Below are 17,090 nucleotides of genomic sequence, written 5' to 3'. Positions count from 1 at the left end.
GCCTGAGCATACTGTGCCCTCCTCCCTCCCGAACTCCGTCATGGCCCGCATTCTGTACCTCACCCAGATCGACATCGACTTCGGCGTGGTCGCCCAACTGCCTGCCGAGTGCGCCCGCATCGGCATCCGCCGCCCACTGGTGGTGACCGACCCCGGCGTGCGCGCTGCCGGCGTGCTGGACCAGGCCCTGGCCGCGCTGGGCAACCTGCCAAACGCGGTGTTCGACCGCACGCCCTCCAACCCCACCGAGGCCGCGGTGCGCGCCGCCGTTGCCCAGTACCGCGATGAGGGCTGCGACGGCCTGATCGCCGTGGGCGGCGGCTCCAGCATCGACCTGGCCAAGGGCGTGGCGATTGCCGCCACCCACGAGGGCCCGCTGAAGACCTACGCCACGATCGAGGGCGGCAGCCCAAAGATCACCGACCGCGTGGCGCCTCTGATCGCCGTGCCCACCACCGCCGGCACCGGCAGCGAGGTGGCGCGCGGCGCCATCATCATCGTTGACGATGGCCGCAAGCTGGGCTTCCACAGCTGGTTGCTGCTGCCCAAGGCTGCGCTGCTGGACCCGGCGCTGACGCTGGGCCTGCCGCCCGCGCTGACCGCCGCCACCGGCATGGACGCGCTGGCCCATTGCTTCGAGACCTTCATGGCCGCCGCCGTGAACCCCCCCGCCGATGGCATCGCCCTGGATGGCCTGGCGCGCGGCTGGGCGCACATCGAGCGCGCCACCCGCGACGGCCAGGACCGCGAGGCGCGCTGGCAGATGATGAGCGCCAGCATGCAGGGCGCGATGGCCTTCCAGAAAGGCCTGGGTGCGGTGCACAGCCTGAGCCACAGCCTGGGTGGCGTGAACCCGCGCCTGCACCACGGCACGCTCAACGCGATGTTTCTGCCGGCCGTGATCCGCTTCAATGCCGATGCCGACAGCATCCAGCGCGAGCGGCGGCTGCAGCGCATGGCGCAGGCCATCGGCCTGCCGGGCTGTGACAGCCAGGGCACCGAGCTGGCCGAGGCCGTTCGTGAACTGAACGCCCGCCTGGGCCTGCCCAGCGGTCTGGGCGCGCTGGGCGTGACGCCGGAGCTGTTCGACCGCGTGATCACCGGCGCGATGGCCGACCATTGCCACGGCACCAACCCGCGCGTGGCCACGGCCGACGAGTACCGCGCGATGCTGCACGCCTCGCTGTGAGTCGCCCATGAAAAAAGCCCGGCCGCTGGTGGCGGCCGGGCCCGAGGTGCGCCCGCGGTCGGCGGGCGACTTTCATCCGATCAGTGGAACTGCTCTTCCTCGGTCGAGCCGGTCAGCGCCTTGACGCTGGACGAGCCGCCCTGGATGACGGTGGTCACGTCGTCGAAGTAGCCGGCGCCGACTTCCTGCTGGTGCGACACGAAGGTGTAGCCGCGGTCGCGGGCCGCGAATTCGGGCTCCTGCACCTGGTTCACGTAGTGCTTCATGCCTTCGCCGCGGGCGTAGTCGTGGGCGAACTGGAAGGTGTTGTACCAGTTGATGTGGATGCCGGCCAGCGTGATGAACTGGTACTTGTAGCCCAGCGCCGAGAGGTCTTCCTGGAACGAGGCGATCTGCTTGTCGTCCAGGTTCTTCTTCCAGTTGAACGAGGGCGAGCAGTTGTAGCTCAGCAGCTTGCCCGGGCAGGCGGCGTGCACGGCCTGCGCGAACTCGCGGGCGAAGCCGATGTCGGGCACGCCGGTCTCGCACCACACCAGGTCGGCGTAGGGCGCGTAGGCCACGCCACGGCTGATGGCCTGCTCCAGACCGTTCTTGACGCGGTAGAAGCCCTCTTGGGTGCGCTCGCCGGTCAGGAAGGGCTTGTCATTGGCGTCGTGGTCGCTAGTGATCAGGTTGGCGGCCTCGGCGTCGGTGCGGGCCAGCACGATGGTCGGCACGCCCATGACGTCGGCGGCAAAGCGCGCGGCGATCAGCTTCTCGATGGCTTCCTGGGTCGGGACCAGCACCTTGCCACCCATGTGGCCGCACTTCTTGACAGCGGCCAGCTGGTCTTCGAAGTGCACGCCGGCAGCGCCCGCGGCGATCATGTTCTTCATCAGCTCGAAGGCGTTGAGCACGCCGCCGAAACCGGCTTCCGCGTCAGCGACGATCGGCAGGAAGTAGTCGACGAACTGCTCGTCGCCCGGGTTGATGCCACGGCTCCACTGGATCTCGTCGGCACGCTTGAAGGTGTTGTTGATGCGGCGGACCATGGTGGGCACCGAGTCGTACGCGTAGAGCGACTGGTCGGGGTACATGGTTTCGCTGGTGTTGCCGTCGGCAGCGACCTGCCAGCCCGACAGGTACACGGCTTCCAGGCCGGCCTTGGCCTGTTGCATGGCCTGACCGGCGGTGATCGCGCCGAAGGCGTTGACGTAGCCCTTCTTGGCGCCGCCGTTGACCTTCTCCCACAGCTTCTCGGCACCGCGCTGGGCCAGCGTGTACTCGGGCTGCAGGCTGCCGCGCAGGCGCACCACGTCAGCGGCGCTGTAGCCGCGCTTGACGAGCTTCCAGCGGGGGTTCTCGGCCCAGTCCTTCTCGAGGGCGGCGATCTGTTGTTCGCGGGTCAGTCGGGTCATCTAAGCTCTCCTGGCAGGGGGGAAGTGAGGATCAAGATGGCGCCTAGCTTACCGCGAGCCGGGCTTGCGCGAACACTTGTGTCTTATATAAGACTACTTTTTCATTTCAATAAAAACAACAGCTTAGAAGCGACGTATCGCAGTGTGGAACCGCATTTTCCAAAATGAGAAATTTTGCGGCGCTGCAGCATCCCCGCATTTCACATCGCGCAATCCCCATTTCGTCATGGTAAACACGCAGACCATCGGGATGCCCTGCGCCCTGCCGACACTCGCTCCGGTGCCCAGCCCCGGCGCCCGCTTCGCGCCCGCCGCCATCCGCCAGGCCAGCCACATGCTGTGCGATGGCACCCACCCCTTGTTTGGCCTGGACCTGGATGGTGTGCCGGCCGATGCGGGCGACCTGCCGCTGCCCCACACCAGCCTGTAAGGCATGCGCGCCGCGCTGATGCCGCAGCTGCCGGCGCTGCTGCAGCGTCACCGCATGGCCTGGCTGGACGGTGACCACTCGATCATGCTGCCGCTGCTGCGCGCCTACCGTGCGCACCTCGGCCAGCCGCTGGCGGTGGTGCACTTCGAGGCCCACTGCGACACCTGGGACGACCACTTCGGCGAGCCCAGCGGCCCTGGCGCCCGTGGTCCAGGCCATCCGCCAGCGCTGGGAAGCGCGGGGCCGACCGCCGCTGTACCTGAGCCTGGACATCGACTGCCTGGATCCGGCCTTTGCCCCGGGCACCGGCACGCCCGAGCCGGGCGGCCTGTGCAGCAGCCAGTTGCTGACCCTGGTCGAGGAGCTGTGTGCACTGCCCTGTGTCGGCATGGACTGCGTCGAGGTGGCGCCGCCCTGCGACCACGCCGAGCTGAGCAGCCTGGCCGCCGCCCATGCGGTGTGGACCTGGCTGTGCGGGCAGCGGCGCCTGGCCGGGCTGTAGACCGGACGAACCAGGCTGGTGCCGCGCTGCGCCGCCCTGGTGCAACCCGCGCACCAGAGCGGCGCGGCGCGCAACAGCCCCGAGGGCCTTTGACATCGGACAAGGGCGACACCTGATCGGACCCGAAGAATGGGCCATCGCAACGTCGCCGGAGGATCCCGCCATGGCCCAGGCCCTGACCCCCGAACTGCAGCGTCAGCTGCAGGCCCGCCTCGCTCCGTTCGAGGCGCTTGATGCCTGCCATGCCCGGGTGATCGAACACCTGCAGGTGCTGAACCGGCTGATCGATCACCTGGAGCGCCACAGCGTCGACGCACCCGCGCGCGAGATGGCCGCGGCGGTGATGCGCTTCTTCGAGACCGAAGCCCACGACCACCACCGCGACGAGGAGCGCACCGTATTCCCGCCGTTGCTGGCCGGTCAGGACCTGGAGCTGGTGCGCCACGTCCAGCGCCTGCAGCTGGACCATGGCTGGCTGGAAGAGGACTGGCGCGAGCTGGCGCTGCAGCTCTCGGCCGTGGCCGACGGCTACAGCTGGTATGACCTGGATGCGCTGCGCGCCGGGGTTGAGGTGTTCACAGCCCTCTACCATGACCACATCGCGCTCGAGGAGTCGCTGATCTACCCGCAGGCGCGCCGTGCGCTGTCGGATGAGGTGGACGGCCTGGGCCGCCGCCTGGCCGAGCAGCGCCGCGCCTACGCCGGCTGAATGGTCTGAGCCAGCGCCCGCGCCGCCGCGCTACAGCGGCAGCGCGGTGGTCTTCTTGACGGTGCGCAGCACCAGCATCGAGTTCGACCGCTCCACGCCTGGCAGGCGCATCAGCACCTGGGTGTGGAAGCGCTCCAGGTCTTCCGCGTCCCGGTAGGTGAAGCGGATCATGTAGTCGTTCGAGCCGGTCAGGTAATAGCAGTCCAGGATCTGCGGCTCGTCGCGCACCGCCTGCTCGAAGGCTTCGAGCAGGCTGTTGGTCATCGACTCGAGGTTGATGATCGTGAAGCTGGTGCCGTGCTGGCCCACCGCCTTGGGGTTCAGCAGCGCCACCGTCTGGGCGATCACGCCCGCCTCCTCCAGCTGCTTCACGCGCCGCAGACAGGCGGATGGCGACAGGTGGACCCGCTGCGCGAGCTCCACATTGGAGAGCTTTCCGTTGTGCTGCAACTGGGTCAGGATGGCCCGGTCAATCGCATCCAATTGCAGGCGGGGGGAGCTGCTTCGCATGATCGTGCGATCTTCGCACAGATCCTCGCATGAAATTGCGCCAGACCGGGTTCCTCCGGGGTCGGCGCGCAAGCACATTGCGCGTGCCGGCGCCTACACTGCCTTCCAACGATTTTTCGGGGCAGCAGACTGATCGGCAATGATCTTGTTGGTCTGAAGCTTGCTCGATAGAGAACATCACCGCCAGAGGGCTTGCCTAGCGCATAACGTATGAGTTTCCTGAGCGTCGACCGCGATCTTGCCCGGCAGTCCTACTACGCTGCCACCGCCCCGCGCACCCAGACCTTTCCTGCCCTGCAGGGTGCGGTCGACTGTGATGTCGCCATCGTCGGCGGCGGTCTGGCCGGCCTGTGCGCGGCGCTGGACCTGGCACGGCGCGGCCGACAGGTGGTGCTGCTGGAGGCCCGCCAGGTCGGCTGGGGCGCCAGCGGCCGCAACGGCGGCCAGGCGATCCACGGCCTGGCCTGCGACCAGGAGACCATCGAGGCCCAACTGGGCCTGGATGACGCCCGGCGCGTGTGGGACATGTCGATTGAGGCGCTCGATCTGCTGCGCCAGCGCATTGCCGAGCACGCCATCGACTGCGACTGGCGCGATGGCTACCTGGGCGTGGCCACGTCGGCCGGCAAGGGCGCGGCGCTGGCCGCCTGGGCCGATCGCATGGCGCGTGTCTACGGTGCGCAGTTCACGCTGGTGGCCCCATCGGCCATCCAGGACTGGATCGCCAGCCCGCGCTACCACAGCGGTCTGCACGATCCGCGCTCCGGCCACCTGCACCCGCTGAAGTACGCGCTGGGCATCGCCCGTGCCGCAGCGGCCGCGGGCGTGCGCATCCATGAGGACAGCCCGGTCACCGCACTGCAGCCGGGCGAGGTCGTCAGCCTGAGCACCGCACAGGGCCAGGTCCGGGCGCGCCAAGTGCTGCTGGCCGGCAATGTCTACCTGCAGGGCGTGGCGCCGCAGCTCGAGCCGCGCATCATGCCGGTCGGCACCTACATCGTCTGCACCGAGACCCTGGACAGCGGTCTGGCCGACTCGCTGGTGCCCAGCCGCTCGGCGGTGTGCGACACCAACTTCGTGCTCGACTACTTCCGCACCACCAACGACCACCGCATGCTCTACGGCGGCCGCGTCAGCTACAGCACGATGACGCCGCCCAACCTGGCGGCCAGCATGCACCAGCGCATGGCGGGCACCTTCCCGCAGCTGCGCGACGCGAAGATCGAGTTCGCCTGGGGCGGCTTTGTCGACATCACCATGAACCGCGCGCCCGACTTCGGCCGCCTGGGCAGCAACCTGTATTACCTGCAGGGCTTCTCGGGCCATGGCCTGGCGCTGACCGGCCTGGCCGGTCGCCTGGTGGCCGAAGCCATGACCGGCGATGCCTCGCGCTTTGACGTCTTCGCCCGCCTGAAGCACCATCCCTTCCCGGGCGGGCGGCTGCTGCGCACGCCGGCCCTGGTGCTGGGCATGGCCTGGTACCGCCTGCGTGATCTGTTGGGATGAGCACGATGAACGACATGAGCCTGCCCCCTGACACCCCCGCCACCAAGCCGGTCGTGCTGGTGCCGGCCTGCAACCGCGTGCTGGGCGAACACCCCTTCCACATCGCCGGCAAGAAGTACGTTGACGCGGTCCGGCTGGCCGGCGCGCTGCCGCTGGTGGTGCCCGCCGCCGAGGCCGCCGAGATCGATACCCTGCTCGACATGGCCGACGGCGTGCTGCTCACCGGCTCGCCCAGCAACGTGCACCCCAGCCATTTCGGCGAAGAGGTGTACAACCCCGCCCTGCCGCTGGATCCGCTGCGCGACGGTTGGACCCTGCCGCTGATCCGCCGCGCACTGGCGCGCGGCATCCCGCTGTTCGGCATCTGCCGTGGCACGCAGGAAACCAATGTGGCGCTGGGTGGCTCACTGCACCAGGCGGTGCACGAGGTGGACGGCCACGACGACCACCGCCCCCGCGAAGGCGCGCCCGCGGCCGAGGCCTATGGCGCCGCCCACCCGGTGACGGTGCAGCCGGGGGGGCATCTGGCTGGCCTCTTCGGTGCCGGTGCGCAGTTCAGCGTCAACTCGGTCCATGGCCAGGCGGTGAACCGGCTGGCCGAGGGCCTGCGTGTCGAGGCGCGTGCGCCCGATGGCCTGGTCGAGGCCTTCTCGGTGGCCAGCGCGCCGGGCTTCAGCCTGTGCGTGCAATGGCACCCCGAGTGGTTGGCGGCCGACAACCCGCAGTCGATGGCCATGCTGGGCGCCTTCGGCCAGGCCTGCCGGGCCTACCGCGACCGCCACCGGGCCCCTCAGCCAACCCGCGCCTGAGGCGCAGAACACGCCGGGGCCCGCGCGGCCCGGCGCTCCCTGATCCAGGGGAGCACACCCAACCCGCGCGCGAAACCACCAGGTGCCGACATGGCCAGCAAAGAACTTTTCAATTTCCACGAGCTTGAACATTGGCTCAATGAACACCGCGTCACCGAGATCGAGTGCCTCGTGCCCGACCTCACCGGCGTGGCCCGCGGCAAGATCCTGCCGCGCGAGAAATTCACCGAGGACCGCGGCATGCGGCTGCCCGAGGCGGTGGTCGCCATGGGCGTGACCGGCGAGTTCCCCGAGGAGGGACCGTACTACGACGTCATCAGCCCGATGGACCACGACATGCACCTGCGGCCCGACCCGGCCTCGGTGCGTCTGGTGCCCTGGGCCGTGGACCCCACCGCCCAGGTGATCCACGACTGTTATGACCGCAACGGCCAGTTGGTGCCCTTTGCACCACGCTCGGTGTTGCGCCGGGTCTGCGATCTCTACGCTGCCGAGGGTTGGGATCCGGTGGTCGCGCCCGAGCTCGAGTTCTACCTGGTCGCCCGCAACACCGACCCCGACATGCCGCTGAAGCCGCCGATCGGCCGTAGCGGCCGCTCGGAGACCTCGCGCCAGGCCTACTCGATTGACGCCGTCAACGAGTTCGATCCGCTGTTCGAGGACGTCTACGATTACTGTGACAAGATGGAGCTCAACGTCGACACCCTGATCCACGAGATCGGTGCCGGCCAGATGGAGATCAACTTCTTCCACGCCCACCCGCTGGGCCTGGCCGACGAGGTCTTCTTCTTCAAGCGTACGGTGCGCGAAGCCGCGCTGCGCCACGACATGTTCGCCACCTTCATGGCCAAGCCGATCGCCGGCGAGCCCGGCAGCGCCATGCACATCCACCAGTCGGTGGTCAACAAGGCCACCGGCCGCAACATCTTCAGCAAGGAAGACGGCAGCCCCAGCGACGAGTTCTACTGGTACATCGGCGGCCTGCAGAAGTACATCCCGGCGGCCATGGCGCTGTTCGCGCCCTATGTGAACAGCTACCGCCGCCTGGCCCGCTTCACCGCCGCGCCGATCAACATCCAGTGGGGCACCGACAACCGCACCGTGGGCATCCGCAGCCCGCTGGCCTCGCCGCAGGCCCGGCGCATCGAGAACCGCGTGATTGGCGCCGACGCCAACCCCTACGTCGCGCTGGCCGCCACGCTGGCCTGCGGCTACCTGGGCATCAAGAACAAGGTCGCGCCCTCGCCCGAATGCAAGGGCGACGCCTACCTGGGCGAGTACCAGCTGCCACGCAGCCTGGGCGAAGCGCTGAACCTGCTGCGCGACGACAAGGACCTGGCCAGTGTGCTGGGCGAGTCCTTCGTCACCGTCTACACCGAGGTCAAGGAGATCGAGCACGCCGAGTTCATGAAGGTGATCTCGCCGTGGGAGCGCGAGCACCTCCTTCTGCACGTCTGACCTGCCGACCTGATTCGAGAGCAACACCATGCAAGACAACATCGTCATCCAGGCGCCCGCCGTGGCGACCCAGCGCAGCACCCGCGAGTGGCAGCAGGCCGACTCCAAGCACTTCCTGCACCCCTTCACCGATTTCGGCAGCCTGAACAAGAAGGGCTCGCGCATCATCACCAAGGCCGAGGGCATCTACATCTGGGACAGCGAGGGCCACAAGATCCTCGACGCGATGAGCGGCCTGTGGTGCGTCAACGTCGGCTACGGCCAGCAGTCGCTGATCGACGCCGCCACGCGCCAGATGAAGGAGCTGCCCTTCTACAACGCCTTCTTCCAGACGGCCACGCCGCCGTCGATCGAGCTGGCCGAGCTGCTGGCCCAGGTCTCGCCGCCGGGCTTCGAGCATGTGTTCTTCACCGGCTCGGGCTCGGAAGGCAACGACACCATCGTGCGCATGGTCCGCCGTTACTGGGACATCCTGGGCCAACCCGAGCGCCACGTCATCATCAGCCGCAAGAACGGCTACCACGGCTCCACCATGGCCGGCGCCTCGCTGGGCGGCATGAGCTACATGCATGCCCAGGGCGGCCTGCCGATTCCCGGCATCGTCCACATCGACCAGCCCTACTGGTACGAGAACGGCCGCGACATGAGCCGTGCCGATTTCGGCAAGGTGGCCGCGGGATGGCTGGAGGCCAAGATCCTGGAGGTCGGCCCCGAGAAGGTGGCTGCCTTCATCGGCGAGCCGGTGCAGGGTGCCGGTGGCGTCATCGTGCCGCCCGAGACCTACTGGCCCGAGATCCAGCGCATCTGCGATCAGTACGGCATCCTGCTGGTCTCCGACGAGGTGATCTGCGGTTTCGGCCGCACCGGCCACTGGTTCGGCAGCCAGACCATGGGCTCCAAGCCCGACCTGATGACCTTTGCCAAGGGCGTGACCTCGGGCTACATCCCGCTGGGCGGCGTGATGGTGGGCGACCGTGTGGCCAAGGTGCTGATCGAGCAGGGCGGCGACTTCAACCACGGCTTCACCTACTCGGGCCACCCGGTGGCCGCGGCGGTGGCCGTGGCCAATATCAAGCTGATCCAGCAACTGCGCCTGGTCGAGCATGTGCGCGACAACGTGGGCCCGTATCTTGCTGAGCAGTTCGAGTCGCTGCGGGATCACCCGCTGGTGGGCGACGTCGATCACTGCGGAATGATGGCGGGATTGCTGTTGGTCAAGGACAAGGCGAAGGGCACGCCCTTCCCGTCGGAGCTGGAGGTCGGCATGGTTTGCCGGGGTCACTGCTTCGGTAACGGCCTGATCATGCGAGCCGTCGGTGACCGCATGATCATCGCCCCGCCGCTGGTGATGTCGCGCGCACAGATCGACGAGCTGATGGCCCTGGTGCGCAAGTGCCTGGACCTGACGCTGGCCGACGCCAACCGCCAGGGCTGGCTGTGAGCGTGCTCGGGTGCCGCCGCCGTGGTGGGCGCCCGACATCCCTCGCATCCCCCGTTGCAGCCCAGGTCAACCGCCACCTAGACTCGTTCGCTGAATGGGCGCGATCCCCAGCCTCGGCTGAGGGCCGCCACTGTCACCCACCTACCCCAAGCCACCCCGGAGGTCTCACCACCATGAAGTTCAGATCCGTCCGTTCGGTCCTCGCCCTGGCGACCGCCAGTCTGCTGCTCGCAGTGGGCCCGGTCCAAGCCCAGGAGGAGGAAAAGGTCCTCAACATTTACAACTGGTCCGACTACATCGCCGAGGAGACGATCAAGAACTTCGAGAAGGAAACCGGCATCAAGGTCCGGTACGACAACTTCGACAACAACGAGATCGTCCACGCCAAGCTGGTGGCGGGCAAGACCGGCTACGACATCGTCGTGCCCTCCTCCAACTGGGCCAAGCTGCAGATCGATGGCGGCCTGCTGCGCAAGCTCGACAAGAGCCAGATCCCCAACTGGAAGAACCTCGACCCGACCGTGCTCAAGCAGCTCCAGGCCATGGACCCGGGCAACGACTACCTGGTCGACTGGCTCTGGGGCTACACCACGGTGGGCATCAATGTCGACAAGGTCAAGGCCGCGCTGGGCAGCACGCCCATGCCCGACAACGCCTGGGACCTGGTCTTCAAGCCCGAGTACATCTCGAAGATGAAGTCCTGCGGCGTGTCCTTCCTGGATTCGGCCTCTGAAGTGGTGCCGGCCGCGCTGCACTACCTGGGCAAACCGTCGTTCAGCAAGAACCCCTCCGACTACGCGGCCGCCTCGCAACTGCTGAAATCGGTGCGCCCCAACGTCACGCTGTTCAGCTCCTCCGGCTACATCAACGACATGGCCAATGGCTCGATCTGCCTGGCACTGGGTTGGTCGGGTGACATCAACATTGCCCGTCAGCGCGCGATCGATGGCAAGACCGGCCAGAACATCCAGGCCCTGATCCCGAAGACCGGTGGCCTGCTGTTCTTTGACGTGATGGTCATCCCGGCCGATGCCGCCCACCCCGGCAACGCCCACAAGTGGATCAACTACGTGCTGCGCCCCGAAGTGCATGCGCAGCTGACCAACAAGGTGTTCTACGCCAACCCCAACAAGGAGTCGAAGAAGTTCGTCAAGCCCGAGGTGGCCGCCAACCCCACCGTCTTCCTGTCGGATGAAGACATGAAGAAGATGGTGCCGCCAGACTCGCTGAACAATGACCTGCGCCGGTTGATGACGCGCACCTTCACCTCGTTCAAGACCGGCCTCTGAGGCCTCGCGACCGGAGCACCATGAGCCCCTCTCCCGCCAGCGCCAGCACCGACGCCCAGTTCCTGCAGATCCAGGACGTGGTGAAGGACTTCAGCGGCTACAAGGCCGTCAACCATGTCAGCCTCGACATCGCCAAGGGCGAGATCTTCGCCCTGCTCGGCTCGTCGGGCTGCGGGAAGACCACGCTGCTGCGCATGCTGGCGGGTTTCGAGACGCCCACCTCCGGTCGAATCATCCTCAACGGCCAGGACCTGGCCGGGCTGCCGCCCTACGAGCGGCCGCTGAACATGATGTTCCAGTCCTACGCGCTGTTCCCGCACCTCACGGTGTGGGACAACATCGCCTTCGGACTGCGCCGCGACGGCCTGCCCAAGGACGAGGTGGCGGCACGCGTCGACGCCATGCTCAAGCTGGTGCAACTGGGCAAGTTCGCCAAGCGCAAGCCGCACCAGCTCTCGGGCGGCCAGCAGCAGCGCGTGGCGCTGGCGCGCAGCCTGGCCAAGCAGCCACAGATGCTGCTGCTCGATGAGCCGCTGGGCGCGCTCGACAAGAAGCTGCGTGAGCAGACCCAGATCGAGCTGGTCAACATCATCGAGCAGGTCGGCGTGACCTGCGTGATGGTCACCCACGACCAGGAAGAGGCCATGACCATGGCCTCGCGCGTGGCGGTCATGAGCGAAGGTCGCTTCCTGCAAGTGGGCTCGCCCTCCGAGATCTACGAAACCCCGCAGACCCGTTTTGTGGCGGACTTCATCGGCAACGTCAACCTGATGGAAGGCACGCTGGACGAGGACTACGCCGATCACGTGATCATCGGCTGCGAGGACTGCAAGCACTTCGTCGGCCACGGCATCACCGGCACCGAGGGCATGCCGGTCACGGTGGCGCTGCGCCCCGAGAAGATCCACCTGTCGCGCCACAAGCCGGCCGACGACTTCAACGCGGTGCAGGGCACGATCGAGGAGATGTCCTATTTCGGCAGCTTCACCGTCTACCGGGTCAAGCTGGCCAGCGGCGCGATGCTCAAGGTCAGCCAGGCCAACACCGTGCGCCAGCGCGACGACGAGCTGACCTGGGGCGATACGGTCTGGGCGCACTGGTCGCGCTCGGCCCACGTGGTGCTGACCCAATGAGGACGCAGCCATGAAAGCCCTGGTCCGGCGCCTGCAGCGCCTGTTCACCGGCCGCACCGGCGTCATTGCCCTGCCCTACGGCTGGCTGCTGCTGTTCTTCCTGTTCCCGTTCCTGATCCTGGCCAAGATCAGCGTCTCCGAAATGGAGACCGTGACCTTCAAGGATGTGCTGACCTGGCAGGACGGCGTGCTGGCGCTGACGCTGAAGTTCAGCAACTACCTGTTCATCGCCAGCGACGACCTCTACGTCCTGACCTACATCGCCAGCCTGAAGTACGCCGCAGTGACCACGCTGCTGTGCCTGCTGATCGGCTACCCCTTCGCCTACTTCATGGCGCGCGCCAAGGTCACTCTCCAGCCCACGCTGCTGATGCTGGTGATGCTGCCCTTCTGGACCAGTTTCCTGCTGCGCGTGTATTCCTGGAAGGCCCTGCTCTCCGAGCACGGCTGGGTGTCCGACGTGCTGATCGCCACCGGTCTGGACCAGGTGCTGTTGGCCGGCGGCCTGATCAGCGCACCCGGCAAGTTCATGAACACCCCGTTCTCGCTGGTGCTGGGCATGACCTACACCTACCTGCCCTTCATGATCCTGCCGCTGTACTCCAACCTGGCCAAGATGGATCTGCGCCTTTTGGAAGCGGCGGCCGACCTGGGCGCCACGCCCTGGCAGGCCTTCTGGCGCATCACGGTGCCGCTGTCCAAGGCCGGCATCATCGCCGGATCGATGCTGGTGTTCATCCCCTGCGTGGGCGAGTTCGTGATCCCCGAGCTGCTGGGCGGCCCAGAGACGCTGATGATCGGCCGCGTGGTCTGGGACGAGTTTTTCTCGAACAACGACTGGCCGATGGCCTCCAGCGTGGCCGTGGTGATGATCCTGCTGATCATCGTGCCGCTGGCCATCTTCAACAAATACCAGGCCGAAGCGCAGGAGAACCGCTGACATGCGCTTGACGCCCAACTTCAACCGCCGTTTCGGCAAGGGCTGGCTGGCCGGTGGCTACCTGTTCCTGTACCTGCCGATCGTTGCGCTGATCCTGTACTCCTTCAACGATTCGCCGGTGGCCAATGTCTGGCGCGGCTTCACGCTGAAGTGGTACGGGGCACTGCTAGAAGACCAGGAGATGCTCAACGGCCTGTGGCTGTCGGTGAAGATCGCCTTCTTCACCGCCTGCGGCTCGGTCGTGCTGGGCACCTTTGCCGCCTTTGCACTGGTCAAGTACAAGCGCTTCTTTGGCCGCACGGCGTTCTCCGGCATGGTCAACGCGCCCCTGGTGATGCCCGAGGTGGTGGTGGGCCTGTCCTTGCTGCTGATGATGGTGTCGGTGCAACGGGCCGTGGGTTTCCCTGAGCGCGGCGCCCTGACCATCTGGATGGGCCACCTGCTGCTGGGCATGGCCTACGCCACCGTGGTGGTGCAAGCCCGTCTGCAAGAGCTCAATCCGCAACTGGAAGAAGCGGCCATGGACCTGGGCGCCCGCCCGCGGCAGGTTTTCTTCCTGGTCACGCTGCCCATGATCGCGCAGGCGCTGATGTCAGCCTGGCTGCTGACCTTCACGCTGTCTCTTGACGACGTCGTGCTGTCGGCCTTCCTGTCCGGCCCCGGCTCGACGACCATGCCGCTCGTCATCTTCTCCCGCGCCCGACTGGGCCTGAATCCCAGCGTCAATGCGGTCGCCACGCTGATCGTGCTGGTTGTTGCCATCGGCACGGTGCTCGCCAGCTATGCGATCGCCAATGCCGAGCGCAAGCGCCAGCGCGAAATGGCCGAAGCCGCCCGCCACTGAACACCACCACCGAGACAACCCCAGCCAGAAGGAACCCTCCATGAGCTTGTTGCTGCGTCCGACCCTCCTTGCCTTGGCCGTGTGCGCCGCCTTTCCGGTGGCCGCGCAGTCCAATGAAGAACTGCTCAAGGAGCTGCGCGCCCTGAAGGAGCGCGTGGCCGACCTCGAGAAAAAGCTCGACAGCACCGCCGCCACCAAGCCCCAGTGGGGCATGACGCCCGAGCAGGCCGCTGAGTTCAACCGTATCGCGGTCAAGACCGAGTCCATCCAGGACAACTTCACCGACCAGGGTTACAAGGGACTGAAGCTCTCGGGCTACATCGAGCCGGTCTTTGTCTACAACCAGCGCCAGAACCGCGCTGGCGTGCAGTTCCTGAACCAGCAGGGGGATGGCTACAACTACGACACCTCCTACATGGGTGCCGCGGTGCTCGACTTCACCAAGGAAACCGACAGCGGCGTGATCTGGAAGCTGACGCTGGCGCCCAACCGCGGCACCGGCGCGGTGGTCGACGGCCAGTCCATCGTGCAGGAAGCCACGGTCTCGGTGCCGCTGGGCAGCCTGCAGACGCGACTGATCGCCGGCCAGATTCCGGACTGGTCGGGCTACGAGTACCAGCAACCCACGCTGAACCCGCTGACCTCGCACAACCTGCTGTACGACTTCACGCTGCCTACCCATTACACCGGCGTCGGCCTGGACATCAAGGAAGGCAAGTGGTGGCTGCGCGGCGCGATCGGCAACGTCAACAAGACGGCCAAGGACAGTGGCGACAAGCGCCCGGTGCTGACGGCCCGCGTGGACTACGCCAAGGGTGAGTTCGCCGGCTGGGGCGCGGCCGCCCTGCTGGGCCGAGCCACCAACTACAACACCGGCCTGCCGACGATGGCCCAGTTGCTTGAGGTGGACGGCTACTTCACCCGCGGCGACATCACGCTGCAAGGCCAGGTCAGCTATGGCCGCCACAAGGGCGCGGCCACCAACGGCGGCGATGCGCAGTGGTGGGGCCTGTCGGGCCTGGCCGGCTACCTGTTCGACCCGCGTCTGCAGGGCCTGATCCGCGCCGACTACATCCGCAACGACAAGAACGGCGGCGGCCTGTTCGGCTACACCGGCTTTGTCGACGCCAACGATAACCCGACCACCTTCGATGGCCGCAATGGCATCGGCGCCAACCCGGCCGACCCCAACCGCGGCGCCAACCGCTGGGCGGTCACCACCGGCCTGAAGTACCTCTTTGACACCAGCACCACGCTGAAGCTGGAGTACCGTCTGGACGGTGCCGACCGCGCGGTGTTCGAGGACGTCAAGACCGGCGCCCTGAAGAAAACCAACAACATGGTGGCAGCGTCGGTGGTCGTGGCCTTCTGACCCTGTTGCTGCCGGCCGCGCGGGCTGACCGGTTCGCGCGGCCGTTTCGTTTCCAGAACCGAGATCTCCCATGAGCACGATCGACTGGGCGGCCCGCGCCGCCGACCTGCGACCTGACGGCCGCGCGCTGATCGACGGCAGGCGTGTAGAGGCGGCCGATGGCCAGACCTTCGCCAAGCATTCACCGATCGACAACCGCCTGCTGGGCGCCGTGGTGCGCGGCCAGGCCGCGGACATTGACGCGGCCGTGCGCGCCGCGCGCACCGCCTTCGACGACCGCCGTTGGGCCGGCAAGGCGCCGGCAGTGCGCAAGAAGATCCTGCAACGTTTCTCCGAGAAGATCCTCGCTGCCAAGGAGGAACTCGCCCTACTCGAGACCCTGGACATGGGCAAGCCCATCCAGTACGCGCTGTCGGTGGACGTGCCGTCCACCGCCCGCTGCATCGCCTGGTACGCCGAGGCGGTGGACAAGATCTACGACGAGATCGCCCCCACGCCCGACAGCGCGCTGGCCCTGATCACCCGTGAAGCCATGGGCGTGATCGGCGCGATCGTGCCCTGGAATTACCCAATGATCATGGCGGCCTGGAAGCTGGGGCCGGCACTGGCGGCGGGCAACTCGGTGGTGCTCAAGCCCAGCGAGAAGAGCCCCTACACCGCGCTGCGCCTGGCCGAGCTGGCCATCGAGGCGGGCATTCCGCCGGGTGTGTTCAATGTCGTGCCCGGCTTCGGCCATGAGGCCGGCGAGGCGCTGGCGCTGCACATGGAGGTCGATGCGATCGGCTTCACCGGCTCCACCCGGGTGGGTCGGCGCATGCTGGATTACGCCGGCCGCTCCAACCTCAAGCGGGTCTACAACGAACTGGGCGGCAAGTCGGCCTTCCTGGTGTTCGATGACTTCAAGGACCTGGGTCGCGCGGCGCGCACCGTGGCCGGCAGCATGTTCTTCAACCAGGGCGAGAGCTGCAACGCCCCGTCGCGCGTGCTGGTGCACGAGTCGGTGGCCGAGGAGTTCGTGGGCCTGATCGCTGCCGAGGCGCCCAAGTATGCGCCCGGCGATCCGCTGAACCCGGCCACCGAGCTGGGCGCATTGGTGGACGAAACGCAAATGAAGACGGTGCTCGGCTACATCGATGCCGGCCACGCCGACGGCGGCCGCTGCGTGGCCGGTGGCCAACGGGCGCGTGCCGAGACCGGCGGCTTCTACGTGGAGCCCACGGTGTTCGACGGCATCCGCAACGACATGAAGATTGCCCGCGAGGAGATCTTCGGCCCGGTGATGAGCATCATCCGTTTCAAGGACGAGGCCGAGGCACTGCAACTGGCCAACAGCTCCAGCTACGGCCTGCAAGCCAGCGTCTGGAGTGACAACATCAACCGCGCCCACCGCGTGGCGCGGGCGCTGCGGGCCGGCACGGTACATGTCAACCAGTATGACGAGGACGACATCACGGTGCCCTTTGGCGGCTACAAGCAAAGCGGCAACGGGCGTGACAAGTCGCTGCACGCCTTCGACAAGTACACCGAGCTGAAGACCACCTGGATCCGCATTGACTGAGCC

The 17,090-nt window shown here is 66.9% G+C and carries 16 protein-coding genes and 1 pseudogene; 15 read left to right on the top strand and 2 right to left on the bottom strand.

The genetic code is table 11. The features are described 5' to 3' along the window. The first annotated feature begins 40 nt into the window (after nucleotides 1-40). The gene (gbd, locus tag KAK06_RS10685) at nucleotides 41-1,189 is read left to right on the top strand and encodes a 4-hydroxybutyrate dehydrogenase (RefSeq protein ID WP_210802065.1); all 1,149 of its coding nucleotides are present in this window, start codon (nucleotides 41-43) and stop codon (nucleotides 1,187-1,189) included. An 80-nt stretch (nucleotides 1,190-1,269) separates the two neighbouring features. On the opposite strand, the gene aceA is transcribed toward gbd, so the two are convergent. Further along, nucleotides 1,270-2,586, bottom strand: coding sequence for an isocitrate lyase (aceA, locus tag KAK06_RS10680; RefSeq protein ID WP_210802064.1), 1,317 nt, complete (start codon nucleotides 2,584-2,586; stop codon nucleotides 1,270-1,272). Between the two features lie 250 nt (nucleotides 2,587-2,836). Here aceA and KAK06_RS24670 point away from each other — a divergent pair, with 250 nt between their 5' ends. From KAK06_RS24670 to KAK06_RS10670, 4 genes and pseudogenes are all read left to right on the top strand, one after another. Beyond that, nucleotides 2,837-3,016 carry a hypothetical protein gene (locus KAK06_RS24670; protein WP_375140889.1) on the top strand — a complete coding sequence of 60 codons (180 nt, stop codon included), beginning with the start codon at nucleotides 2,837-2,839 and terminating at the stop codon, nucleotides 3,014-3,016. Between the two features lie 3 nt (nucleotides 3,017-3,019). Then, nucleotides 3,020-3,136: pseudogene (locus KAK06_RS24665) on the top strand (agmatinase); the annotation flags it as partial. Between the two features lie 85 nt (nucleotides 3,137-3,221). After that, nucleotides 3,222-3,518, top strand: coding sequence for an arginase family protein (locus tag KAK06_RS24660; RefSeq protein WP_375140888.1), 297 nt, complete (start codon nucleotides 3,222-3,224; stop codon nucleotides 3,516-3,518). Nucleotides 3,519-3,681: 163 nt separating this feature from the next. Beyond that, nucleotides 3,682-4,227, top strand: coding sequence for a hemerythrin domain-containing protein (locus tag KAK06_RS10670; protein WP_210802063.1), 546 nt, complete (start codon nucleotides 3,682-3,684; stop codon nucleotides 4,225-4,227). A gap of 30 nt (nucleotides 4,228-4,257) precedes the next feature. Here KAK06_RS10670 and KAK06_RS10665 read toward each other — a convergent pair whose 3' ends face one another. Next, entirely contained in the window at nucleotides 4,258-4,737 is a 480-nt protein-coding gene (locus KAK06_RS10665; RefSeq protein ID WP_210802062.1) for an Lrp/AsnC family transcriptional regulator, read from the bottom strand. Between the two features lie 210 nt (nucleotides 4,738-4,947). Here KAK06_RS10665 and KAK06_RS10660 point away from each other — a divergent pair, with 210 nt between their 5' ends. The 10 genes from KAK06_RS10660 (at nucleotide 4,948) to KAK06_RS10615 (ending at nucleotide 17,087) form a co-directional block, all read left to right on the top strand. Next, nucleotides 4,948-6,243, top strand: coding sequence for an NAD(P)/FAD-dependent oxidoreductase (locus KAK06_RS10660; protein ID WP_210802061.1), 1,296 nt, complete (start codon nucleotides 4,948-4,950; stop codon nucleotides 6,241-6,243). A gap of 14 nt (nucleotides 6,244-6,257) precedes the next feature. After that, nucleotides 6,258-7,052 (top strand): gamma-glutamyl-gamma-aminobutyrate hydrolase family protein, encoded by a 795-nt coding sequence (locus tag KAK06_RS10655; RefSeq protein WP_210802060.1) that lies wholly within the window; start codon nucleotides 6,258-6,260, stop codon nucleotides 7,050-7,052. A gap of 90 nt (nucleotides 7,053-7,142) precedes the next feature. After that, nucleotides 7,143-8,510 carry a glutamine synthetase family protein gene (locus KAK06_RS10650; protein ID WP_210802059.1) on the top strand — a complete coding sequence of 456 codons (1,368 nt, stop codon included), beginning with the start codon at nucleotides 7,143-7,145 and terminating at the stop codon, nucleotides 8,508-8,510. A gap of 28 nt (nucleotides 8,511-8,538) precedes the next feature. Continuing rightward, nucleotides 8,539-9,951 carry an aspartate aminotransferase family protein gene (locus KAK06_RS10645; RefSeq protein ID WP_210802058.1) on the top strand — a complete coding sequence of 471 codons (1,413 nt, stop codon included), beginning with the start codon at nucleotides 8,539-8,541 and terminating at the stop codon, nucleotides 9,949-9,951. Between the two features lie 173 nt (nucleotides 9,952-10,124). Further along, the gene (locus KAK06_RS10640; protein WP_210802057.1) at nucleotides 10,125-11,240 is read left to right on the top strand and encodes a polyamine ABC transporter substrate-binding protein; all 1,116 of its coding nucleotides are present in this window, start codon (nucleotides 10,125-10,127) and stop codon (nucleotides 11,238-11,240) included. A 20-nt stretch (nucleotides 11,241-11,260) separates the two neighbouring features. After that, nucleotides 11,261-12,373, top strand: a complete 1,113-nt coding sequence (locus KAK06_RS10635; RefSeq protein WP_210802056.1) for an ABC transporter ATP-binding protein — start codon at nucleotides 11,261-11,263, stop codon at nucleotides 12,371-12,373. A gap of 10 nt (nucleotides 12,374-12,383) precedes the next feature. Continuing rightward, nucleotides 12,384-13,313: an ABC transporter permease gene (locus tag KAK06_RS10630; protein WP_210802055.1), complete on the top strand. Its 930-nt coding sequence runs from the start codon at nucleotides 12,384-12,386 to the stop codon at nucleotides 13,311-13,313. A 1-nt stretch (nucleotide 13,314) separates the two neighbouring features. Next, complete coding sequence (locus KAK06_RS10625; RefSeq protein WP_210802054.1) at nucleotides 13,315-14,157, top strand: ABC transporter permease; 843 nt, start codon at nucleotides 13,315-13,317, stop codon at nucleotides 14,155-14,157. A 40-nt stretch (nucleotides 14,158-14,197) separates the two neighbouring features. Then, a complete protein-coding gene (locus KAK06_RS10620; protein WP_247652785.1) occupies nucleotides 14,198-15,529 on the top strand; it encodes a DUF3138 family protein in 1,332 nt (443 codons plus the stop codon). Nucleotides 15,530-15,599: 70 nt separating this feature from the next. After that, nucleotides 15,600-17,087, top strand: coding sequence for an aldehyde dehydrogenase (locus tag KAK06_RS10615; protein WP_210802053.1), 1,488 nt, complete (start codon nucleotides 15,600-15,602; stop codon nucleotides 17,085-17,087). The last annotated feature ends 3 nt before the right edge of the window (nucleotides 17,088-17,090 follow it).

Source organism: Ideonella aquatica, assembly GCF_018069755.1.
GTDB classification, from domain to species: domain Bacteria; phylum Pseudomonadota; class Gammaproteobacteria; order Burkholderiales; family Burkholderiaceae_C; genus Ideonella; species Ideonella aquatica.
This window is presented reverse-complemented; position numbering and strand designations above follow the sequence as displayed.

Bases quoted from the DNA above. Each gene is read 5' to 3' on its own strand.
- gbd (WP_210802065.1), top strand. From the start codon at position 41: ATGGCCCGCATTCTGTACCTCACCCAGATCGACATCGACTTCGGCGTG.
- aceA (WP_210802064.1), bottom strand. From the start codon at position 2,586: ATGACCCGACTGACCCGCGAACAACAGATCGCCGCCCTCGAGAAGGAC.
- KAK06_RS24670 (WP_375140889.1), top strand. From the start codon at position 2,837: ATGCCCTGCGCCCTGCCGACACTCGCTCCGGTGCCCAGCCCCGGCGCC.
- KAK06_RS10670 (WP_210802063.1), top strand. From the start codon at position 3,682: ATGGCCCAGGCCCTGACCCCCGAACTGCAGCGTCAGCTGCAGGCCCGC.
- KAK06_RS10665 (WP_210802062.1), bottom strand. From the start codon at position 4,737: ATGCGAAGCAGCTCCCCCCGCCTGCAATTGGATGCGATTGACCGGGCC.
- KAK06_RS10660 (WP_210802061.1), top strand. From the start codon at position 4,948: ATGAGTTTCCTGAGCGTCGACCGCGATCTTGCCCGGCAGTCCTACTAC.
- KAK06_RS10655 (WP_210802060.1), top strand. From the start codon at position 6,258: ATGAGCCTGCCCCCTGACACCCCCGCCACCAAGCCGGTCGTGCTGGTG.
- KAK06_RS10650 (WP_210802059.1), top strand. From the start codon at position 7,143: ATGGCCAGCAAAGAACTTTTCAATTTCCACGAGCTTGAACATTGGCTC.
- KAK06_RS10645 (WP_210802058.1), top strand. From the start codon at position 8,539: ATGCAAGACAACATCGTCATCCAGGCGCCCGCCGTGGCGACCCAGCGC.
- KAK06_RS10640 (WP_210802057.1), top strand. From the start codon at position 10,125: ATGAAGTTCAGATCCGTCCGTTCGGTCCTCGCCCTGGCGACCGCCAGT.
- KAK06_RS10635 (WP_210802056.1), top strand. From the start codon at position 11,261: ATGAGCCCCTCTCCCGCCAGCGCCAGCACCGACGCCCAGTTCCTGCAG.
- KAK06_RS10630 (WP_210802055.1), top strand. From the start codon at position 12,384: ATGAAAGCCCTGGTCCGGCGCCTGCAGCGCCTGTTCACCGGCCGCACC.
- KAK06_RS10625 (WP_210802054.1), top strand. From the start codon at position 13,315: ATGCGCTTGACGCCCAACTTCAACCGCCGTTTCGGCAAGGGCTGGCTG.
- KAK06_RS10620 (WP_247652785.1), top strand. From the start codon at position 14,198: ATGAGCTTGTTGCTGCGTCCGACCCTCCTTGCCTTGGCCGTGTGCGCC.
- KAK06_RS10615 (WP_210802053.1), top strand. From the start codon at position 15,600: ATGAGCACGATCGACTGGGCGGCCCGCGCCGCCGACCTGCGACCTGAC.